The following is an 18,305-nucleotide window of genomic DNA, read 5'->3' as shown; positions in this document are numbered from 1 at the left end:
TCCTTATACAAGATGTTTGACAAATTCAATGACCATTTCAGCTGAACGTTTCCCTGCTTCTTCGATGAATTCGTCAAAGCTTTGTGTCGCTGAATGGTCCGCAGTATCACTCATTGCTCGCACGATCAAGAAAGGAATATTGAATTGTTGCGCCGTTTGACCGACTGCAGCCCCTTCCATCTCACAAGCAAGTGCTTCAGGGAAATTGCCTAAGATCTCTTGGACTTTGACTGGCGAATCAATAAATGTATCTCCTGTGACGATCAAGCCTTCTTTTGCATTCAAGTTGGTTGCTTCTGCGGCTCTTTTCATTTCTGAACGTAAATACGTGCTTGCTTCATAATAAAGAGGCATACCTGGTAATTGTCCTGGCTTGTAACCGAACCCTGTAACATCTGCATCAAAATAGGCAACTTTGTCAGAGATCACTACATCCCCTACACGTAGACCTTCACCAATGCCGCCAGCTGATCCGGTATTGATGACCATGTTGACACCATATTGTTGGATCAATAGGCTTGTTGTGATCGATGCCAAGACTTTCCCGATACCTGAACGTACAACAATGACTTCATGATTGCCTAATGAGCCTGAGATAAACAGAGCACCTGCTCTTTCCCATGATAAGGGTTGTCCTAGTTGCTCTCTTAAAATTTTTACTTCTTCTTCCATTGCTCCGATGATTCCAATTTTCATTTAGTTGTTCCTTCTTTCTATATAAATGCAACTGCCAGAAAAACGATGGCTAACAATAAAATGACGATAACCAAGCCTTTCATCAAAACAGCATTCCATTTACGTGTTTTTTCTCGTTCGCCTGCTCTTGTTTTCGTGATTGGCTTATTTTTCTTTTGTTCTTTACGATAAAAACTCGCGATCTTTTTTTCTTCTTGTTTGTACGTAGCTTCCGCTTTTCTTTGTTTTTTTAATGATTCTTGTGCTTGTTCTTGCTGTCGTTTACGGATTTCGCTACGTGTGACTAGCGGTCCTTTGACCATCAATCGATCCCTCTACTTTCCTTTGTTCATTGATTCCCAGTATTGAATCGCATAAATCGTTTTTGCATCGCAAATGACTTGATCTGACATCGCTTGTTTTGCTTCTGCTAAAGTCAACGCATAAAGTTCCAATACTTCGTCCTCATCTTGTGCGAGAGGCTGTTCCACTTTTTCGATATTTACTGCATGATAGATATGCAGGAGTTCATTCGCAAATCCTGGTGACAAATACATAGAAGTCAAATGCTCCAAACGCTCTGCGCGGTATCCAGTTTCTTCTTCTAATTCTCTAGCAGCAGTGATCTCAGGCGCTTGTTTTTCTCCTGGATCAATTTTACCAGCTGGTATTTCGAGGATCACTTTTTCTAAAGGTTTGCGGAATTGTTTGACTAATAGTAGACGATCCTTTTCATCAAAAGCAATGATTCCTACACCACCGGGGTGAAAGACTAATTCACGTTTCCCGATATTTCCATCTGGTAAGCGAACATCATCCACAGCGACATCAATGATCGCTCCATGATAAATTTCTTTTCGTTGGATCGTTTTCTCTTCAAACTGTTCATATTCAAGCATCTTTTCCCCTGCTTTCTTTTGTCCTATAATAACTACTTTTTTTGTTTTTTTCAATTTTCTTTTTGATTTCTTACTTAGTTTACCATATCCAAACCTTAGAAATTCTATAAACTCATAAAATCCACCTTTAGTCCGATACTAATTATTAAGAAGGTTGTGCTAAAATAAAGAAGTAGATGAGCAGAGTGGACAATGAATATACACGGAGGTTTTTAGGATGATTAAAAAGAATTGGAAATGGATCGTAGGTTTACTCTTAGTGATACTGTTCTTCAGTTATAATGATGTATCGATCATATCAATGATCTTGTTAATTGGCGCAGTTTTGCTGATTTGGGGGCTTTTTGGTTTTCGTAAAAAACCTAAGGACAAAACAGCTTTACCAAATCTATCTGACAAATTAGCGACCCATTATAGCGAAAACGGCATGACACCGAGTGAAATCTCTTTTTTCAGAGAAACGATGAATCAAACAAAAAATGAAATCGAACAACTAGAAAAAAATATGTACGAAACGGCAAAGCTTAAAGCGATCGATCTTCGTCACGAACCGGTAAAAGCAGCAAAAGGTTTGTTCAAAGAACTCGTAAAAGAACCCACTCGATTGCACGATGCGAGTCAGTTCCTTTACACCCACTTGCCAAACCTAGTGGATTTGACAAACAAATATATTGAGATCAATGAACACGAGATCAAAAACAAACAGACCTATCAAAAACTGGAAGAAAGTACCCAGATCATTGATCAACTTGCTTCACTAGTTGCGAAAGACTATCAAGATTTCGTTTCGGAAGATTTGGAAGATATCGATGTAGAGATATCTGTTGCGAAACAAAGCTTAAAGCGTGATAATAAAGATGTACCAGAAGAATAAGCACGTTTATTTCTTGGACTCGGAACACTTAGACATCGTCTGATTGTTTCGGGTACTTTTTCTAGCTTAATCGATAAGGAGGAATTTTAATGGAAAATAATCCACATGAACCAAAACACGAAGTAACCCCTGTAAATGATACTTTAGAAGATTTATTGAATAATCCTTTTTCGACACCCGTCGATAAATTGACTCAAACACAACAAAATGAAATCAATGCACTTCAAGAACAGCAAACTGCTGCTCGGCTGATTGATAAATTACCTGCTGAAAGACAAGAACAAGCCAAACAATTAGCTGAAAAAATCGATGTCACTGATTCTCAATCGGTCATCAGCTACGGTTCAGCTGCTCAAACAAAATTAGGTGAGTTCTCACAGTCGATGTTGAATCACGTACAAGCACAAGATATCGGCCCAGTCGGTGATTCATTGACTGAACTGATGTACCGCCTTCAAGAAGCAAATCCAGATGAATTACGTGCAGGAGAAGGAAATATTTTCCAACGCGTATTCGGTAAAGTCAAACAATCGATTTATGAAGTCACTGCCAAATACCAAAAAATCGGTGCGCAAATCGACAAGATCTCAGTCAAATTAGACAAAGAAAAAGATGGCCTATTAAAAGACAATCTGATGTTAGAACAACTTTATCAAAAAAATAAAGATTATTTTGATGCGTTGAACATTTATATCGCTGCTGGCGAATTAAAAATGGAAGAATTACAGACAAAGATCATTCCAGAAGCCATGCGAAAAGCAGAAGAAACAGGGGATCAAATGGATGTACAGATTGCCAATGATTATACACAGTTTCTTGATCGCCTAGACAAGCGCACTCATGATCTACGCTTAGCCAGACAGATCACGATCCAACAAGCGCCACAGATCCGTTTGATCCAAAATACAAACCAAGCATTGGCAGAAAAGATCCAAGCATCGATTGCTACAGCCATCCCATTATGGAAAAACCAAGTGGTTATCGCATTGACCTTGCTTCGACAAAAAGATGCAGTTACAGCACAACGACAAGTTTCTGAAACAACCAATGATTTATTGAAGAAAAACTCAGAAATGTTGAAAATCTCTGCCATCGAAACTGCTAAAGAAAATGAACGTGGCATCGTGGATATCGAAACATTACAAACCACACAAAATGATTTGATCGAAACGATCCAAGAAACACTTCGTATCCAACAAGAAGGAAAAGAAAAACGTCGTCATGCAGAAGTCGAACTTGGCCATATGGAAGAAGACTTGAAACAAAAATTACTCGATTTAACGCAATAACAAATAGAATGAAAAAACCTTGTATCAGCAACGCTGCTTAATACAAGGTTTTTTGTTCATTTGTTTATTTTTCGGTATTCATCTTACTGTGTTTGTAACCATAGCCAAAGTAAATCACTAGGCCGATCACCATCGTAATCCCAAAGACTAACCAAGTCACCGCTTGTAAACGTGACATCAAGACTAGACAAGATAAGATCGAAATGATTGGTAAAATCGGTACCAATGGCACTTTGAACTCGCCTGCTTTTGGTTTGCCAAACATTTTACGTAATTTCAGTAAACCTAGACTAACTAACATTAGATAAGCCAATGCCATGATGTTCGTCAACTCTGCCAAGATATTCAATGGGAAGAATCCTGCGAAGAATAATGCGGCGATACCTGCTGCATACGTCGCTTTCTTCGGTGTGCGATGTTTCTTGTCGATTTCTGTCATGAACTGTGGTAACAAGCCATCTTTACTTACTGCAAACAATAAGCGAGCCAATGAATACATCATGGAGATCGTCACAGTCAATAAGGTCAAGATCGCGCCAACTGCGATGATCGCTCCTACTGTACCATGTCCTACATAACGCATCGCGAATGCCACAGGATCATTTACACCTAATTCTGTATAAGGCACGATCCCTGTTAAAATCAATGTCACGATGATGTACAACACGGTTGCGATCAAGATCGAGCCAATGATTCCACGTGGTACATCTTTTTGAGGATTTTTTACTTCCTCCGCAGCCATTGCTACCGCATCAAATCCTAAGAATGCGAAGAAAACTAGTGCTGCACCATCTAGGACACCTTCAAAGCCGAAGGGTGTGAATGGTTGCCAATTCTCTGGTTTAACAAAAAAGATTCCTACAATAATAAATAATGCAATGATTCCAAATTTCACATAAACCATCATGTTGTTCAATCGTAACGCTTTCTTCGCTTCCAAAGAAACAATGTATGTGACGAAAATCACAACAAGCACCGCAATTAAGTCGATGTATGTACCATTGGCTGGATTATATCCACCTGTTAGCGCCGTTGGTAAGCCAAAACCAAGACTTTCAATAAACCCTTGTACATAACCGGACCAACCTGACGCAACGGATGAAACGGCCAACAAGAACTCACCGATCAATAACCATCCAGTCAACCAAGCGGCAAATTCACCGAATACGACGTATAGATACGCATATGGTCCGCCAATCACTGGTACCCGCGAAGCAAATTCTGCAAAGCTTAGACCAGATAAAATCACAACGATCGCTGCTAAAACAAACGATAATGATAGTGCCGGACCTGCATTTTGGTTTGCTGCCACTCCTGTTACGACAAATATACCTGTACCGATGATCGCGCCAATGCCAAGCATGATCAAATCGGATGTTTTTAGTTCTTTCTTCATCTCACTCGTATGATTGAGACTGATTTCTTTCTTACGAAACAAATCCATTAAATTCCCTCCCCCTGATTTTTGAGTATATAAAAAAACAGCTTTACGCTGTTTTCATATACCCTAAAAGGATACCACCAAAAATAACTAAAAGGCAACCTACAATTACAAATATAAGCTCTTTTTTTGTCTTTTTCTCCCCTAAGATAAAAATACCACCTAGAGTTGAAATGATGATCCCCATTTGAGAAAGAGAGAAACCGACTGCTAGTCCTAATGACTTCACGGTCAATAGCATACATACGTTACCGATTCCCCATAGCAAGCCACTCGCCATATTTTTCCAAACATATTGATCCACTTTTACTTTTCGGAAAGCAAAGAAACTTGCCCCTAAGATCATACCGATACTTTGCGGTAAAATAATCGACATCGCATCTAAATTCGCCCAGTTGACGATGATCGTATAGACACCATAACCTAAAGTAGAATAGATCAATGCTCTGAATCCTTTACCAAAATCAAGCATTTTATTATCTGTATCGACTTTTCCTTCATCATCTTGTCGAGCAGTCAAATACGCACCGCTTACAAGAAGAATCAGCGCTAAAATACCATAAACGTAATCTTTTGTTTGTGTCCATTCATGGAAAAAGACAGCGCCCGCAATCGTATTCAAAATTAATTGAAAACCAGTGGATAACGGCAATCCTACAGATACTCCCATAAATTTCATCCCATGAAACTGCCCATTTTGTCCGACACTCCACGCTAAACCAGATAAAAAGCCAATCAATGTGATCCATGGCGTGATCGTTGGATTAACGATGAAAAAAGCAACGAGTGAAAAAAGAAATGCACCGATCGTCATTCCTAATGTTTGTTGATTGGCATCGCCACCGATCTTTCCACTGACTAAACCAATACTTCCCCACGCGACCATTGGGACTAATGCGATTAATAATTCCATAAACATTCTCCTTCTTTTAAATGTCACATGTTATAGAACATATCAACGAAAACGTTAACAACACAAGAGTTATTTTTTATTTCTCACTTTTTTCTAACTTAACTTCCTTGACGATTCTATGAAGTTCAATCAGTCACTAATAAATCCATAAACAAAATCAACCGTTACCTCGAAAATTCTTCTACTTTCGGGGCAACAGCTGATGTATAACTATATTAAAACTTTTCCAATCATCATCTAAGGTCAACACACTTCTATCACAACCAAATTAGACCATGTTCAACCGGTAGTTCCTTCAGAAATACGCGTGAACATGTCGCATTCCCATTTTTTTAGCGTTCTTCTTGGTAAAAACTCAAGATAGGGAAAAACAAAGACATAGTCGTCCCTTCTCCTTCGATCGAGTCAACAGTGAGAGAAATCCCTAATTTTTCCGCAAGATTTTTAGCGAGGTATAATCCTAGGCCAGTAGAGTGGGTTTTGCTCAGACGGCCATTCGCCCCTGTGAAACCTTTGTCAAAAATCCGTCCAACATCTTCTTTCGGTATACCGATGCCTGAATCTTTGACAGAAAATTTTACGCCTTTTGTCGTCTTCTCGATCAAGAGTTTGATCTCGCCTTCATCCGGCGTATACTTAATGGCATTACTAAGAATCTGTTTGAAAATAAAAGCCACCCATTTGGAATCAGTCAAAATCGTTTGATCTTCACCTATCACTTCATAACGTATTTTCTTTTGGATAAAATAATTTGCTTGGCTACGAATGACGGGTTGGATGATACTCTTGATACTGTATTCTTGGATCAAGTAGTCTCTTGAAAAACTATCCAAGCGCGCATAATACAATACTTGTTCCACATACTCATCGATTTTAGACAACTCATTTTCTAACAATGTATATTTTTGATCATCGATATCAAACTCGATCGATCGTACTAACAATTCTGAAGCCGCTACGGGTACTTTGATTTCATGGACCCATGAGTCGATATAATCTTTTTGATCTTGCTGGTTCGTGATGGCTTCTTGCATCACTTCCTGATGTTCACGTATCAGTTGATTGATATAATCTTCTATCAACTTCTCTTCCTCTGTATGTCCACCATCTAAATAATTTTGCAAGGGAGAATTTTTTTGTAGATTCGCCAATTTTGCCCACCACCGACGTTTACTCAAGTAACAGACAAGTAAAAAAAAGATTAAGAAAACACCTTCGATCAATGTTAAGTAAGCAATCGTGGCCCAATCGACCGTAATATTAGGGGCTAACCACATCACAAATATTGTCAATAAAATAAAAAATATCCAGCCGACGATCAGTGACCATTGATCTTTCAAATACTTAAAAAAGTTCATAGTTGTATTTCATCCTTTCAGGGAACAATATACCCCTGGCCGACTTTTGTTTCGATATAATCGGTGATCCCTGCCTGTTCGATTTTACGACGTAAGCGATTGATGTTGACCGTCAGTGTATTGTCATCGACAAACCGTTCATCATCCCACAACGCACGCAACAATTTTTCACGAGTCAAAATTTTCCCGTGTTGCTTCATTAAAATAAACAACAAGCGATACTCATTCTTACTCAAATCGATCATTTCACCATTGATCTCCATACTGCCATTATCGACATTCAACGTGATTCCATTATGGGTCATCATTTCACTCGACAACTCACCATAATTATATGAACGACGCAACAAAGCATTGATTTTAGCAATCAAGACATCGATTTGAAACGGCTTCGTCACAAAATCGTCTGCCCCCATGTTCATCGCCATGATCATGTCCATATTCGTATTACGACTTGAAATAAAAATGATTGGGACTTTGGAAATTTCTCGTATTTTCTGGCACCAATAATAACCATCAAACACTGGTAAATTGATATCTAAAAGAACAAGTTGCGGTTCTTCTTTCTCAAAATCAGCAAAAACCTGATTGAAATCTGACGTTCCATACGTTTCAAATTGCCATTTCTCCAACTCTTCCATAATCAGCTGACGAATGATCTCTTCATCTTCCACTACCATAATTTTAGCCATGATATACCTCCGATGTTTTTCTTGTACTAACCATATCAAAGAAGCAAACATTCTACAAGTAACAATAGGTTGTGAGAAAGCCGTTCAGCTCCAAGTATTAAGACGGAAATTGAGAAAATAGCTTCTCATATTTTTCAATTTTTGACTTAATATCGTAGGAGTTGGCTTTCGAACACCGTTTATCAAGGTCGTGACAAAAGCGTTTTGACCTGAGCAGTAAGATGGAAAATCAGAAAATAGCTTTTCATATTTTTTGATTTTCCAGCTTAATGTTGAAGGTCAGCTTTTGGAACACCGTTTATCGAGGTCGTGACAAAAGCGTTTTGATCTGAGCAGTAAGATGGACTTAAAAACAATCGTTCTTTGATGTGACCATCTCTTCTTTCTCGTTACTTACTTTCCGTTAACAAAAATGAGAATACAATTGGAAATTATCAATAGTTATCATTTATAAACAAAAAAATTTCATTGAGCTATTCCTAATATTTTCTTTTAACAAAGTCATTCTCACAGAATAAAACATTGATAAATCAACATTTATAAAATAACTCTAATATCTAGAGCGTTTTCTTTGAATTTTTTTTCATTACATATAACAATAGTAATGTATTAAAAAATGATTAGGAGGAGATTTGATGTTTAGACACCAAAAAGAATTACAGTTTGAGGCAAAACCAGATCGTCCAAATCCATTAATCGCAAAATATTTACAAGAATTGATTGGCGGACAGTATGGTGAAATGAGTGTAGCGATGCAATATCTTTTCCAAGGTTGGAGCTGTCGTGGAGAAGAAAAATATAAAGATATGCTGATGGACATTGCAACAGAAGAACTTGGACACGTTGAAATGTTAGCGACAATGGTTGCTCGCTTACTTGAAGATGCACCTGTTGAAGATCAAGAAGAAGCAATGAAAAAAGACCCAACGATTGGTGCGATCATTTCCGGCATGAATCCTCAACACGCTATTGTAGCTGGCTTAGGACCTCGTCCTGCGGATAGCGTTGGTAATCCTTGGAGTGGTGGTTATATTGTTGCTAGTGGAAATTTACTTGCTGATTTTCGTGCAAACTTAAACGCAGAATCTCAAGGAAGACTACAAGTGGCACGTATTTACGAAATGATCGATGATCGTGGCGTAAAAGACCTACTATCAGTTTTATTGGCTAGAGACAGTTATCATCAAAACCTTTGGGCAGCAGCTGTCAAAGAATTAGAAGAAACAGAAGGCGGTATTCTTGTTCCTACGACTTTCCCAAGAGAAGAAGAACGTAAAGATATTGCTTATGATTTCTATAACTTTTCAGAAGGTGACGAAAGTAGCGAAGGTTCTTGGGCAAAAGGTAAAGCTTTAGATGGTGAAGGGGAATATCAATGGTTGGAAGAACCTAAGATCGAAGGCAAAGCACCTAAATTAAAACCGGTAACACCTAAAATGTACGGTACCCCTCCCAAAAAAAAATAAATGAGACTTAAAAACTGATGCCTTATATTAATGGGCATCAGTTTTTTCTATTATTCTATCAACAATATTCCGTCTTCGACGATCTTACCAAAAAATAGGAAAATACTACTGGTGAACAACAAGGTCATGTTCACACCAAAATAAATCGCAATTTTTTCTAGGTAATTTTTGATCTCTTTTATTTTAATGTACATAAATGCCAAAAAATTGACGCCGTAAACTAAAATCGTCAGAAAAATGATCATGTTTGTCATCACTGGACTGCTCGCCCCTCTTTCACTGTATACTTGTTCAATTGATTGAAGCTTTAGAATGATCCAGATTGTAAAGACACCCTTCCAATCATTACGTACCATTCTTGCAAGTCCAGTATCCATGGAATTTAGTACGATTTACACAACGTCAATATGTTTAGCGCTTCCATTGATCATTAGACTAAACGTGAGCTATTCTCTCATTTGCTCTAATTTTTCAGCGAAAGCCTGGGCTTCTTCTTCTGTGCGACAAATAATAATGAACGTATCAACGCCGGCAATCGTCGCAGCCACTTCTGGATAATCCACTTCATCTAACCAGTTTGTTACCACATCCGCACCATCTTTTTCGGTTAAGACAACGATCATGAATTGAATCCGTTGAATTCGTAATACTTCTCGTTTGACCGCACTTCGCAAGCGATCTTCCATCAAAGAATCCGCTTGTTGATTGAATAACGCATAGCGTATTTGTTTATTCTCATCTTGGATTTTCACAAGTTTCAACTCGCGTATATCTCGTGAGATCGTTGCTTGCGTTGCATTGACCCCATTCATCTGCAAATGATTCAATAATTCCTCTTGCGTACCGATGGCATGCTCAGTAATCAATTGGCGAATCAATGATTGTCGTTGATTTTTTTTCATACAAAAAACACCTCTTCGTATCTATTATAGCAAAAAAACAGGGAATCTTTCTCTCTTTTAGTTGTCGTCTGACACTTCGACTGATTTGTCTTGTTCAACGGTTACTCGCAAAATCGTCTTTAATTTTTCTGGTGCCGTCCTTCTGGGATCACTCATATAGATTTCTTTATGCTCTTTTGAAGTTCGGCGATAGCCTTTTTCCTTGATAAATAAAGCCAACTTTTCAAATGTTTCTGGTTCATCGTCGTAGGAACCAATGTGTAAGATCTGTGCCACAAGGCCTTCTTCAATCGTCTTAAAAACGAGCTGACTCGCTAGGTCTTCTGGAATTTTGGTTTTGGCTCGTACTAACGCCTCTGCAGCAACTTGAGGAGTCACAAAATCCGGTTGCTTGATCATCAACTGATAAGAAAAATGCTCTTTTAACATCACTGGCTCATTCAAAAATTTTTCTTGCAGTCCCCACTGGCCTTCTAAAGGATACACAGTATAGGGGGAGTAATCAGGGATCAGCCAATCATTTTTCGGTGCCATTCGGATCGTATAGCTAACAGCGTATAAACAACCTACACGGCGCTTAAATTCTTCTCCATTTGGATCACCTATTCCGTTGATACAAAAAAAATTTTGAGCAGGGAGTGTGATCAATTGCGGTTTCTTTGACATACGATAACTAGGGTCGGTTTTTCTCCATTCGATTTTTTCCATAGGCCCTCCTTGTTTTCTTCTTCATTACTATCATAACTCTTTTACATTGGATTGGCTAATCTGGTTGACACTATTTTTAGACTTGTGCTAGAATAAGCCGAACGATAAATCGTACAGATAACACGCCTAGCGTGTCGAGAGAGAGGCGGTTTCTATTTTCGAATAGAAATCTCTCTCTTTTTTTACGAAATAATTTAGAGGTGAAAAACATGCAAAAACAAAAACAACTACAATTAATTCCTGCTGTACTTGCCACAGGGATCATGTCATTTGCAGGTGTTTTGATCGAAACCGCAATGAACGTGACCTTCCCAACGCTGATTCAGGAATTTCAAATCAGTACCTCCCAAGTACAATGGGTAACAACCATTTACTTATTAATGATTGCGATCATTGTGCCACTTTCAACTTATCTGACAAAAAACTTTAGCCTGCGAACTCTTTTCTTGAGTTCCAATTTACTATTTATTGCTGGTTTATTGGTCGATTACTTTTCCCCTACCTTCTTGTTACTGCTTTTAGGACGGGTACTCCAAGGTGCTGCGACAGGGATAGCCTTGCCATTGATGTTTCACATCATCTTGACTTTTGCTCCTATGGGAAAAAGAGGAACGATGATGGGTCTTGGTACTTTAACAACCGCCATTGCACCAGCGATTGGTCCTACGTATGGTGGGATCTTAACTGCTAATTTCTCATGGAGTCATATTTTTCTCTTTCTATTACCAGTGTTACTCCTTTCACTTGGGATTGGCTTATACGCGATTCCTAAATTTAAGGTGGAAAAATCTGGCCGCTTAGATTTACTCAGCGTCCTTGGTATTAGTCTGATGTTCAGTGGAAGCTTAACTTTTCTAAGCATGTTCAGAGACTGGATTGGCTGGGCATCCTTAGTCATCGCCATTTTAGGATTCATCCTTTTCTATCAACGAACAAAAAAAGCCGATCATCCTTTGATCCGACTTGAGATTTTTAAAAACCATACGTTCCGCTTATTCTTATTTAGCTTTTTAGTTTATCAATTTTTATTACTTGGTGTTTCTTTTGTCCTACCGAACTTTGTCCAAATCGTCCAAGGGAACAATGCCTTTGTCGCAGGTTTAGCTATGCTACCAGGTGCAGCGATTGGTGCCCTCTTATCTCCTTTTTCAGGAAAGCTACTCGACCAACATGGACCTAAAAAACCAATTTTCATCGGTCTTTTGTTTTCACTTGTTGGCTGGACCGTCCTTGTGCTGATTTTAGGTCACGCATCATTAGGATTTTTGATTGCCTGTCATTTCTTCTATATGATCGGTATTGGTTTGTCTTATAGCAATATGATGACTACTGGAATGAATGCTTTATCGATGGAATTACAAGGTGATGGCAACGCCGTATTCAATACGTTGCAACAATTTTCCGGAGCTGTCGCTACTACGTTGGTAGCTGTGATCATCAACTTTTTCCAAGACCATCGTTCAGATAGTTATGAAGCAGCAACAACGTTAGGATCAAAAGTTGCTTTAAGTGTCCTACTTGGTTTGTTGATCATTAGTTTGATCCTATTTATCCGCTATATGGTGCAAAAACCTAAGCAAATACAAAATTAATAGATAAGGAGGTGTGAGAGAATGAAGCTCACTCCTCCTTGTTTTGGCTCTAACTTTATCAATAATCAGTTTTCACCATACAATCGTTCGGAGGAAATAGAAAAAAATCCTTGGATAAAATATTGTATCTCTAATGATTCTATGAGATGGTAGATAAGTAAAGGAGGTTTTTCTATGGAAAAAATTGCTATTATCGGTGGTGGCATCATCGGTATGACATTAGCCAACTATTTAGACACCTCTAAATTTGAGGTGACCTTATTTGATGCAAAAGAAGGACAAGCCACTCGCGCTAGTGCAGGCATCATCTCACCTTGGCTTTCAAAAAGACGAAATAAACAGTGGTATCAGTTAGCAAAAGATGGTGCGGCTTTTTTCCCAAAACTAATCCAGGATCTATCACTTGATGATTCCATCTATAAACAATCCGGCACACTGATTTTTCGCCAAAAAGAAGCTTTGGAAGATCTTGCTGCACTTGCCGAACAACGAAAGAAAGACGCACCTGAAATCGGCGAGATTTCGCTGCTGAGCGCTGAAGAAACGACAAGGACTCTCCCGCTACTAAAACCAACACCTGCTTTATTCGTGACTGGAGGAGGGCGTTTAGACGGTCATGCCTATCTATCTCACCTTGCCACCCGCTTGGAGAAACAAATGGTCAAAGTAATCTCTGAACGTGTCCAGTTACGCAAAGAAACCGCACACTGGGCCATCTCTGGTACTTTTGGACAACTTGACTTTGACCGAGTCATTCTAGCGCCTGGCCCTTCATTGAAGCCGTTACTGGAGCAGATTGGCTTTCATGCCGATATTCGACCACAAAAAGGACAGCTGATCGTTTTTCAAACACCTTATGCGAATAGCCAAGAATGGCCTGTTGCCATGTTAGAAGGGGAAGCCGATTTTATCCCATTCAACGATGGGACTATACTAGTTGGCGCAACCCATGAAAATGATGCGGGTTGGGATTTGGTTCCTACCGAATCTGCTTATCAGCAATTGATAAAAAGTACAGTACCATTTTTAGCTGAACCCGATCAACTTGCTACATGGAAACACACCATGCGAGTAGGCACACGGGCGTACACCTCCGATTTTGCGCCGTTCTTTGCACCTGTTCCAGATGAACCAAGCTTGATCGCCGCAAGTGGCTTAGGCTCCTCTGGTTTGACTACTGGCCCTTATATCGGCTATTTGATTGCAGAGTATCTCAACACAGGGATTTGGCGAGGCGACCATTATCAAAAACCGATTGATACGTATCTTTCAAGATTATAAAAGAAGTAAAAAAAAGAGGCCTACTTGCGTAGCCCTCTTTTTTGGATTTATGATTGATGGTTATCTTAGTACCAACCGTTTGCTAACCAGAATGCTTTTGCAGCATCCCATGAACCATAGCGTCCAGCAACGTATTCTTCTACAACACGTTCTTGGTTCGCTGGTGAGTAGTCACCGTTCAAATATGCTGAATCTAATTGGTAACGTCCGATGTAACGGCCGTTTGTTGCAGTGTAAGAACCACCTGATTCTTTTTGTGCAATCCATTCTTTCGCAGAGTTGCTGTTTGTTGTTACAGTAGTTGTAGCTGGTGCTACTTCAACTGTTTCAACAGGCGCAACGTATGTATATTCTTGCGCTGGTGTTTCTGTTACTACAGGAGTTTCTACTTTTTCAGTTGTTGGTGCTACTTCTGTTGTTTTTACTGATGAAGCGTCAGTTGGAATTGTTAATTCTTCACCAACGAAAATGCGGTTGATATCGTCAATCGAATTTTGCTCTGCAATAGCCTTGATCAGTGAATTGTCACCTGCAAATTTTTGTGAGATTTTAGATAATGAATCTCCAGCTTTTACTGTATAGACTTCATCTGCATGAGCAGTAGTCCCTACAAACATTGCAGTTGCTCCAGCGGCAACAGTTGTCCCCAAAACGATCTTTTTAATTGAATTCATAGTAAGCTCCTTTTTTTCTCTTTGATTTGTTTCAACGTCACTAACTTTATCATCTAGAAATATTTCATAGGTGAAAGAATTATGACATTTAATGACAAAATCGTCACATTTTTAATATTTGTAATATTTGATTTTCCGAAAAACTAGGACTAAAGTCGTAGAAGCTTTATAAATCAACGTTGGAATCGTTTTTCAATCCTTTCCCAGAAACTTTAAAAAAACTTACATTCTGTAATATTTAGAATAAATTTTTTTCAATTTATTGTATTTTTCTGCGAAATTCTTCTCATTTTTCCAAAAATTGATGCAATAAACACAAAAAAACCAGTAATTGTTACAACAATTACTGGGAAAAATGACGTATTTGAGTAAAAAAGTCATTTTTTAGGGCTTTTTTTCTTTTGTAACAATTGGATTGCTTGGTTCATTTCATGGATTGCTTCTTCGTCTGTTTCTTTTTCCAGTGCGCAACTTAATACCTCTTGCCATTTTTCAGGATCTTTGATTCCTAACTTACCGATTGCCCACGCTGCTGTCCCGCGAATCACTGGACGGACATCACTTAGACACTCTTCAATATGAGGCAAAGCGGCACGTTCTCCTAAATTGGCTAAAGCAATCAGCGAATTTCGTTGAAGAGGTTTCCTTCCACGCCATGAGCCAGCCAAATGACCGTATTGCTGTTTAAATTCTTTATTAGAGATCGTTAACATAGGCGTGAGTTTCGGATAGACTTCGTCTACTTTTGGTTCCATTTCTGGATGAAAGTGAAAATCTTTCCCTCTATTATAAGGACAAACCAACTGACAGATATCACAACCATAAATGACGTTGCTCATTTTCTTTCGATACTCCTCTGGCATCATGCCTTTTGTCTGCGTTTGATAAGACAAACAGCGTTTAGCATTCATTCGCCCATCACCTAAAAGTGCATCCGTTGGGCAAGCCGTCACACAACGCGTACATTCGCCACACCCAAAGACACCAGGAGTATCTGGTTCTAGGTCGATATTGGTCACGATCTCACCTAAATAGACAAACGAGCCAAATTCCTCTGTGATCAATAATCCGTTTCGACCGATAAACCCTAATCCAGCACGTTGCGCCACAGCTACGTCGATCAACTCACCTGTATCTACTTGCGGCGCCAAGCGCCATTCTTCTTCCTTTTGCCAATGTGTCGCTCGTGACTCAATAAATGAAATCAATTGTTGCAGACGATCCCGTAAGACATCATGATAATCGATGCCCCAAGAAGCACGAGCAAACTGTCCACGCTTTTCATCTCTAGGCATCTTTTCATGGATCTTTGTCGGATACGCTAAAGCAATTGCAATAATGGATTTCGGTCGATCAAACGTCATCTCCGGATATAAACGTTCATCGATATTAGGGTGTTCAAATCCAGAAGTATGTCCAGCGGCTTTTTGTTCTACTAACGATTCTTTCAAATGATCAAATGGCTCTGCTGTAGTAAACCCGATTTTATCGATCCCGATCCGCTTACTTTCTTGAATGATTTCTTCCTTTAATGTTAGTGCCATCATTACCACCCTCGATCAGACACGACTATATAATCCATAATATAATCGTTCTTTTTTCAATTGAACGAATTGGATCTGTTGATCTGGGATTTTTCTTTCTTCCATCCAACGATTTCTAGCAGCAAATACTTCCCAGAAATTCACAGATACCCATTTTCGACGTTGGTCTAATGCATTGAAAAAGTTCAACGAAACAGGTTTTGTGTGGAGTAGTTCATGTAAACGGAGTTGTTCTCTTGCTGAGAACTCAGATAGATCCCGTGAATAAACAACATCTTCGTATAGATTTTTTTGTTGCCCATAAGTGAACGTTTGTGGAATTTCTCCTGGACGAGCAATTTCTACTAAACGATTATAATACGTATTCATTAGTTTGCTATTTGCAATAAATGCACTCTTGAAAAATGCAGATTGGATTTTTGGAATCACACCCTCTGTTCCTATCAAAGAAAACAATGCGGGCCATGCTTGAACCTTTAGTTCGTTCTTTTGTTTGACTAATACGCCAGGAGTAAAACCGACGGATGAAAGAAAGACAAAGTAGCCAATACCTGTTTCTTCATCTAATGGCTGAAAATCATCAAATAACCATTTCCCAGGGTATTCCTCTGTTTCCAATTCTTCTGGGCTTGCTATGAACGCTTTCGCCATTTCTGCTTCAAGAAATAGGAGATCTTGATCTTTCTCCTTATTTTCTAGTTGGTTGATTTTTTTTGTTATTTCTTTTGCAATCAATTGTTTGTCTTTGCTAGTAAAATTCATAGCTTCACCTTCCTTTCCTCTCTTTTAACTATAACGGAATTTCACTAAAATTGGTATCTTTAAAACAATAAACGAACGAATTTTTATTTGTATAAAGTGTGGAGACATTAGTCCTCACGTCTCCAAAACTGAGCAAACGGAAGGAATAGAAGGACTCTCTTCAAAAACAAAGCGCCATCCACAAAAATTTAAAGAACAATTTCCGTGGATGACGCCTTATTTATCGAGGCTACACACTTTTGCCTCTTTTTAGATTATTAGATCGATTAGTGATTATTTCTTTTCTTGAGATAGACCATCGTGGATCGTTTCGATGTTCCATTTCATCATTCCATAATAAGAATCACCAGTTTCTCCTTCTTTTGCAATGGAATCAGTGAATAGCTCATCATAGATTTCAAGGCCTGTTTCACTTGCGACACGTTCCATACTTCTCGGATCAACACTTGTTTCCACAAATAAGACTGGAACATCTGAAGCACGAACTTGGCTGATGATCGATTGCATTTGTTCAGGTGTACCTTGGCTTTCTGTGTTGATTTCCCAAATATACCCTGCTGGTAGATCGTATGCTTGTGAGAAGTATCTAAAAGCTCCTTCACTTGTTACTAATAGTTTTTTATTGTCTGGGATCGATCCAAAACTCTCTTTCGCTTGTTTATCTAATTCTTTCAATTTTTCGATATATGCATCTGCATTTTCTTCATATTGCGTAGCATGGTCTGGGTCTTTTTCAGCAAAGATGCGTGCGATTTCTTGTACATATTTGATTCCGTTTGAAAGATCCAACCACGCATGTGGATCTGCTTCTGTCTCTGATTCTCCGCCGGTCAAATAAAGTGGTTCAACTTCTTTACTTACTGCAAAATAGTCTTCATCTTCTTTTTTATTTGCCGTATCCATCAAGTTTTCAAACCAAGCATCCCCTGTTTCCAAGTTTAACCCATTGTATAAGATGACATCAGCATCACTTGCTTTTTTGATATCTTCTGGCAATACCTCGTATTCATGTGGGTCAGTTCCAACAGGGACGATACTATGCACATCGACATGTTCTTTTCCAACTTCTTTTGCCATATCGGCGATGATCGAATTTGTTGCTACGACGGTCAGGTTTTCTTCTTTCTCTTCTGCTGCGGAACTGCCACAACCTGCAAAAATAAATAAGACAGCTCCCATTAACCATAAGATATTCAGTTTATTTTTCATGTACATACTCCATTTCTATTCGTTAG

At 38.9% G+C, this 18,305-nt stretch carries 19 protein-coding genes; 5 read left to right on the top strand and 14 right to left on the bottom strand.

Going from position 1 to position 18,305, the window contains the following annotated elements; genetic code table 11:
* Positions 1-3 precede the first annotated feature (3 nt).
* From IGJ14_RS02850 to IGJ14_RS02840, 3 genes are read right to left on the bottom strand one after another with little or no spacing between them, the layout of a single operon-like run.
* Positions 4-696 carry a 5'-methylthioadenosine/adenosylhomocysteine nucleosidase gene (locus tag IGJ14_RS02850; RefSeq protein WP_195273814.1) on the bottom strand — a complete coding sequence of 231 codons (693 nt, stop codon included), beginning with the start codon at positions 694-696 and terminating at the stop codon, positions 4-6.
* Positions 697-713: 17 nt separating this feature from the next.
* Positions 714-998 carry a cell wall synthase accessory phosphoprotein MacP gene (gene macP, locus IGJ14_RS02845; protein WP_010736198.1) on the bottom strand — a complete coding sequence of 95 codons (285 nt, stop codon included), beginning with the start codon at positions 996-998 and terminating at the stop codon, positions 714-716.
* A 12-nt stretch (positions 999-1,010) separates the two neighbouring features.
* Positions 1,011-1,574, bottom strand: coding sequence for an NUDIX hydrolase (locus IGJ14_RS02840; RefSeq protein ID WP_034688952.1), 564 nt, complete (start codon positions 1,572-1,574; stop codon positions 1,011-1,013).
* 217 nt (positions 1,575-1,791) lie between these two features.
* Between IGJ14_RS02840 and IGJ14_RS02835 the strand changes: the two genes are divergently transcribed.
* Together IGJ14_RS02835 and IGJ14_RS02830 are read left to right on the top strand one after the other, a co-directional pair.
* Positions 1,792-2,448 (top strand): 5-bromo-4-chloroindolyl phosphate hydrolysis family protein, encoded by a 657-nt coding sequence (locus IGJ14_RS02835; RefSeq protein ID WP_023519185.1) that lies wholly within the window; start codon positions 1,792-1,794, stop codon positions 2,446-2,448.
* Between the two features lie 89 nt (positions 2,449-2,537).
* A complete protein-coding gene (locus IGJ14_RS02830; protein WP_010736201.1) occupies positions 2,538-3,737 on the top strand; it encodes a toxic anion resistance protein in 1,200 nt (399 codons plus the stop codon).
* Positions 3,738-3,801: 64 nt separating this feature from the next.
* On the opposite strand, the gene IGJ14_RS02825 is transcribed toward IGJ14_RS02830, so the two are convergent.
* The 4 genes from IGJ14_RS02825 to sapR all read right to left on the bottom strand — a co-directional run bounded on the left by IGJ14_RS02825 (position 3,802) and on the right by sapR (position 8,141).
* On the bottom strand, positions 3,802-5,181 hold the full coding sequence (locus IGJ14_RS02825) for an APC family permease (protein WP_019724164.1): 1,380 nt from the start codon (positions 5,179-5,181) through the stop codon (positions 3,802-3,804).
* 43 nt (positions 5,182-5,224) lie between these two features.
* Positions 5,225-6,091 (bottom strand): GRP family sugar transporter, encoded by an 867-nt coding sequence (locus tag IGJ14_RS02820; protein ID WP_019724165.1) that lies wholly within the window; start codon positions 6,089-6,091, stop codon positions 5,225-5,227.
* A gap of 332 nt (positions 6,092-6,423) precedes the next feature.
* Positions 6,424-7,449: a two-component system sensor histidine kinase SapS gene (sapS, locus tag IGJ14_RS02815; RefSeq protein WP_010736205.1), complete on the bottom strand. Its 1,026-nt coding sequence runs from the start codon at positions 7,447-7,449 to the stop codon at positions 6,424-6,426.
* A gap of 17 nt (positions 7,450-7,466) precedes the next feature.
* Entirely contained in the window at positions 7,467-8,141 is a 675-nt protein-coding gene (gene sapR / locus IGJ14_RS02810) for a two-component system response regulator SapR (protein WP_010736206.1), read from the bottom strand.
* A gap of 635 nt (positions 8,142-8,776) precedes the next feature.
* Here sapR and IGJ14_RS02805 point away from each other — a divergent pair.
* Positions 8,777-9,607: a manganese catalase family protein gene (locus IGJ14_RS02805; protein ID WP_010736207.1), complete on the top strand. Its 831-nt coding sequence runs from the start codon at positions 8,777-8,779 to the stop codon at positions 9,605-9,607.
* Between the two features lie 50 nt (positions 9,608-9,657).
* Here the strand turns inward: IGJ14_RS02805 and IGJ14_RS02800 are convergent, their stop codons facing one another.
* From IGJ14_RS02800 to IGJ14_RS02790, 3 genes are all read right to left on the bottom strand, one after another.
* Positions 9,658-9,864 carry a hypothetical protein gene (locus IGJ14_RS02800; RefSeq protein ID WP_023519183.1) on the bottom strand — a complete coding sequence of 69 codons (207 nt, stop codon included), beginning with the start codon at positions 9,862-9,864 and terminating at the stop codon, positions 9,658-9,660.
* Between the two features lie 189 nt (positions 9,865-10,053).
* On the bottom strand, positions 10,054-10,509 hold the full coding sequence (locus tag IGJ14_RS02795) for an arginine repressor (protein WP_010736209.1): 456 nt from the start codon (positions 10,507-10,509) through the stop codon (positions 10,054-10,056).
* A 57-nt stretch (positions 10,510-10,566) separates the two neighbouring features.
* Positions 10,567-11,217, bottom strand: coding sequence for a GyrI-like domain-containing protein (locus IGJ14_RS02790; RefSeq protein WP_065095720.1), 651 nt, complete (start codon positions 11,215-11,217; stop codon positions 10,567-10,569).
* A 209-nt stretch (positions 11,218-11,426) separates the two neighbouring features.
* On the opposite strand from IGJ14_RS02790, the gene IGJ14_RS02785 reads away from it, so the two are divergent.
* Both IGJ14_RS02785 and IGJ14_RS02780 read left to right on the top strand, forming a co-directional pair.
* On the top strand, positions 11,427-12,809 hold the full coding sequence (locus tag IGJ14_RS02785) for an MFS transporter (protein ID WP_065095719.1): 1,383 nt from the start codon (positions 11,427-11,429) through the stop codon (positions 12,807-12,809).
* A gap of 174 nt (positions 12,810-12,983) precedes the next feature.
* The gene (locus IGJ14_RS02780) at positions 12,984-14,090 is read left to right on the top strand and encodes an NAD(P)/FAD-dependent oxidoreductase (protein ID WP_065095718.1); all 1,107 of its coding nucleotides are present in this window, start codon (positions 12,984-12,986) and stop codon (positions 14,088-14,090) included.
* Positions 14,091-14,155: 65 nt separating this feature from the next.
* Here the strand turns inward: IGJ14_RS02780 and IGJ14_RS02775 are convergent, their stop codons facing one another.
* The 4 genes from IGJ14_RS02775 to IGJ14_RS02760 form a co-directional block, all read right to left on the bottom strand.
* A complete protein-coding gene (locus IGJ14_RS02775; protein ID WP_023519180.1) occupies positions 14,156-14,764 on the bottom strand; it encodes a LysM peptidoglycan-binding domain-containing protein in 609 nt (202 codons plus the stop codon).
* Between the two features lie 377 nt (positions 14,765-15,141).
* Complete coding sequence (gene queG / locus IGJ14_RS02770) at positions 15,142-16,308, bottom strand: tRNA epoxyqueuosine(34) reductase QueG (RefSeq protein WP_065095717.1); 1,167 nt, start codon at positions 16,306-16,308, stop codon at positions 15,142-15,144.
* 15 nt (positions 16,309-16,323) lie between these two features.
* Positions 16,324-17,070 carry a hypothetical protein gene (locus IGJ14_RS02765; protein WP_010736215.1) on the bottom strand — a complete coding sequence of 249 codons (747 nt, stop codon included), beginning with the start codon at positions 17,068-17,070 and terminating at the stop codon, positions 16,324-16,326.
* Positions 17,071-17,343: 273 nt separating this feature from the next.
* On the bottom strand, positions 17,344-18,279 hold the full coding sequence (locus IGJ14_RS02760) for a metal ABC transporter substrate-binding protein (protein ID WP_065095716.1): 936 nt from the start codon (positions 18,277-18,279) through the stop codon (positions 17,344-17,346).
* Positions 18,280-18,305: the final 26 nt, after the last annotated feature.

It is taken from the genome of Enterococcus sp. DIV1304_2 (assembly GCF_050555445.1).
GTDB classification, from domain to species: Bacteria; Bacillota; Bacilli; order Lactobacillales; family Enterococcaceae; genus Enterococcus_B; species Enterococcus_B pernyi.
Note: the sequence above shows the minus strand (reverse complement) of the source record. Positions and strands in the feature narration are given on the sequence as shown.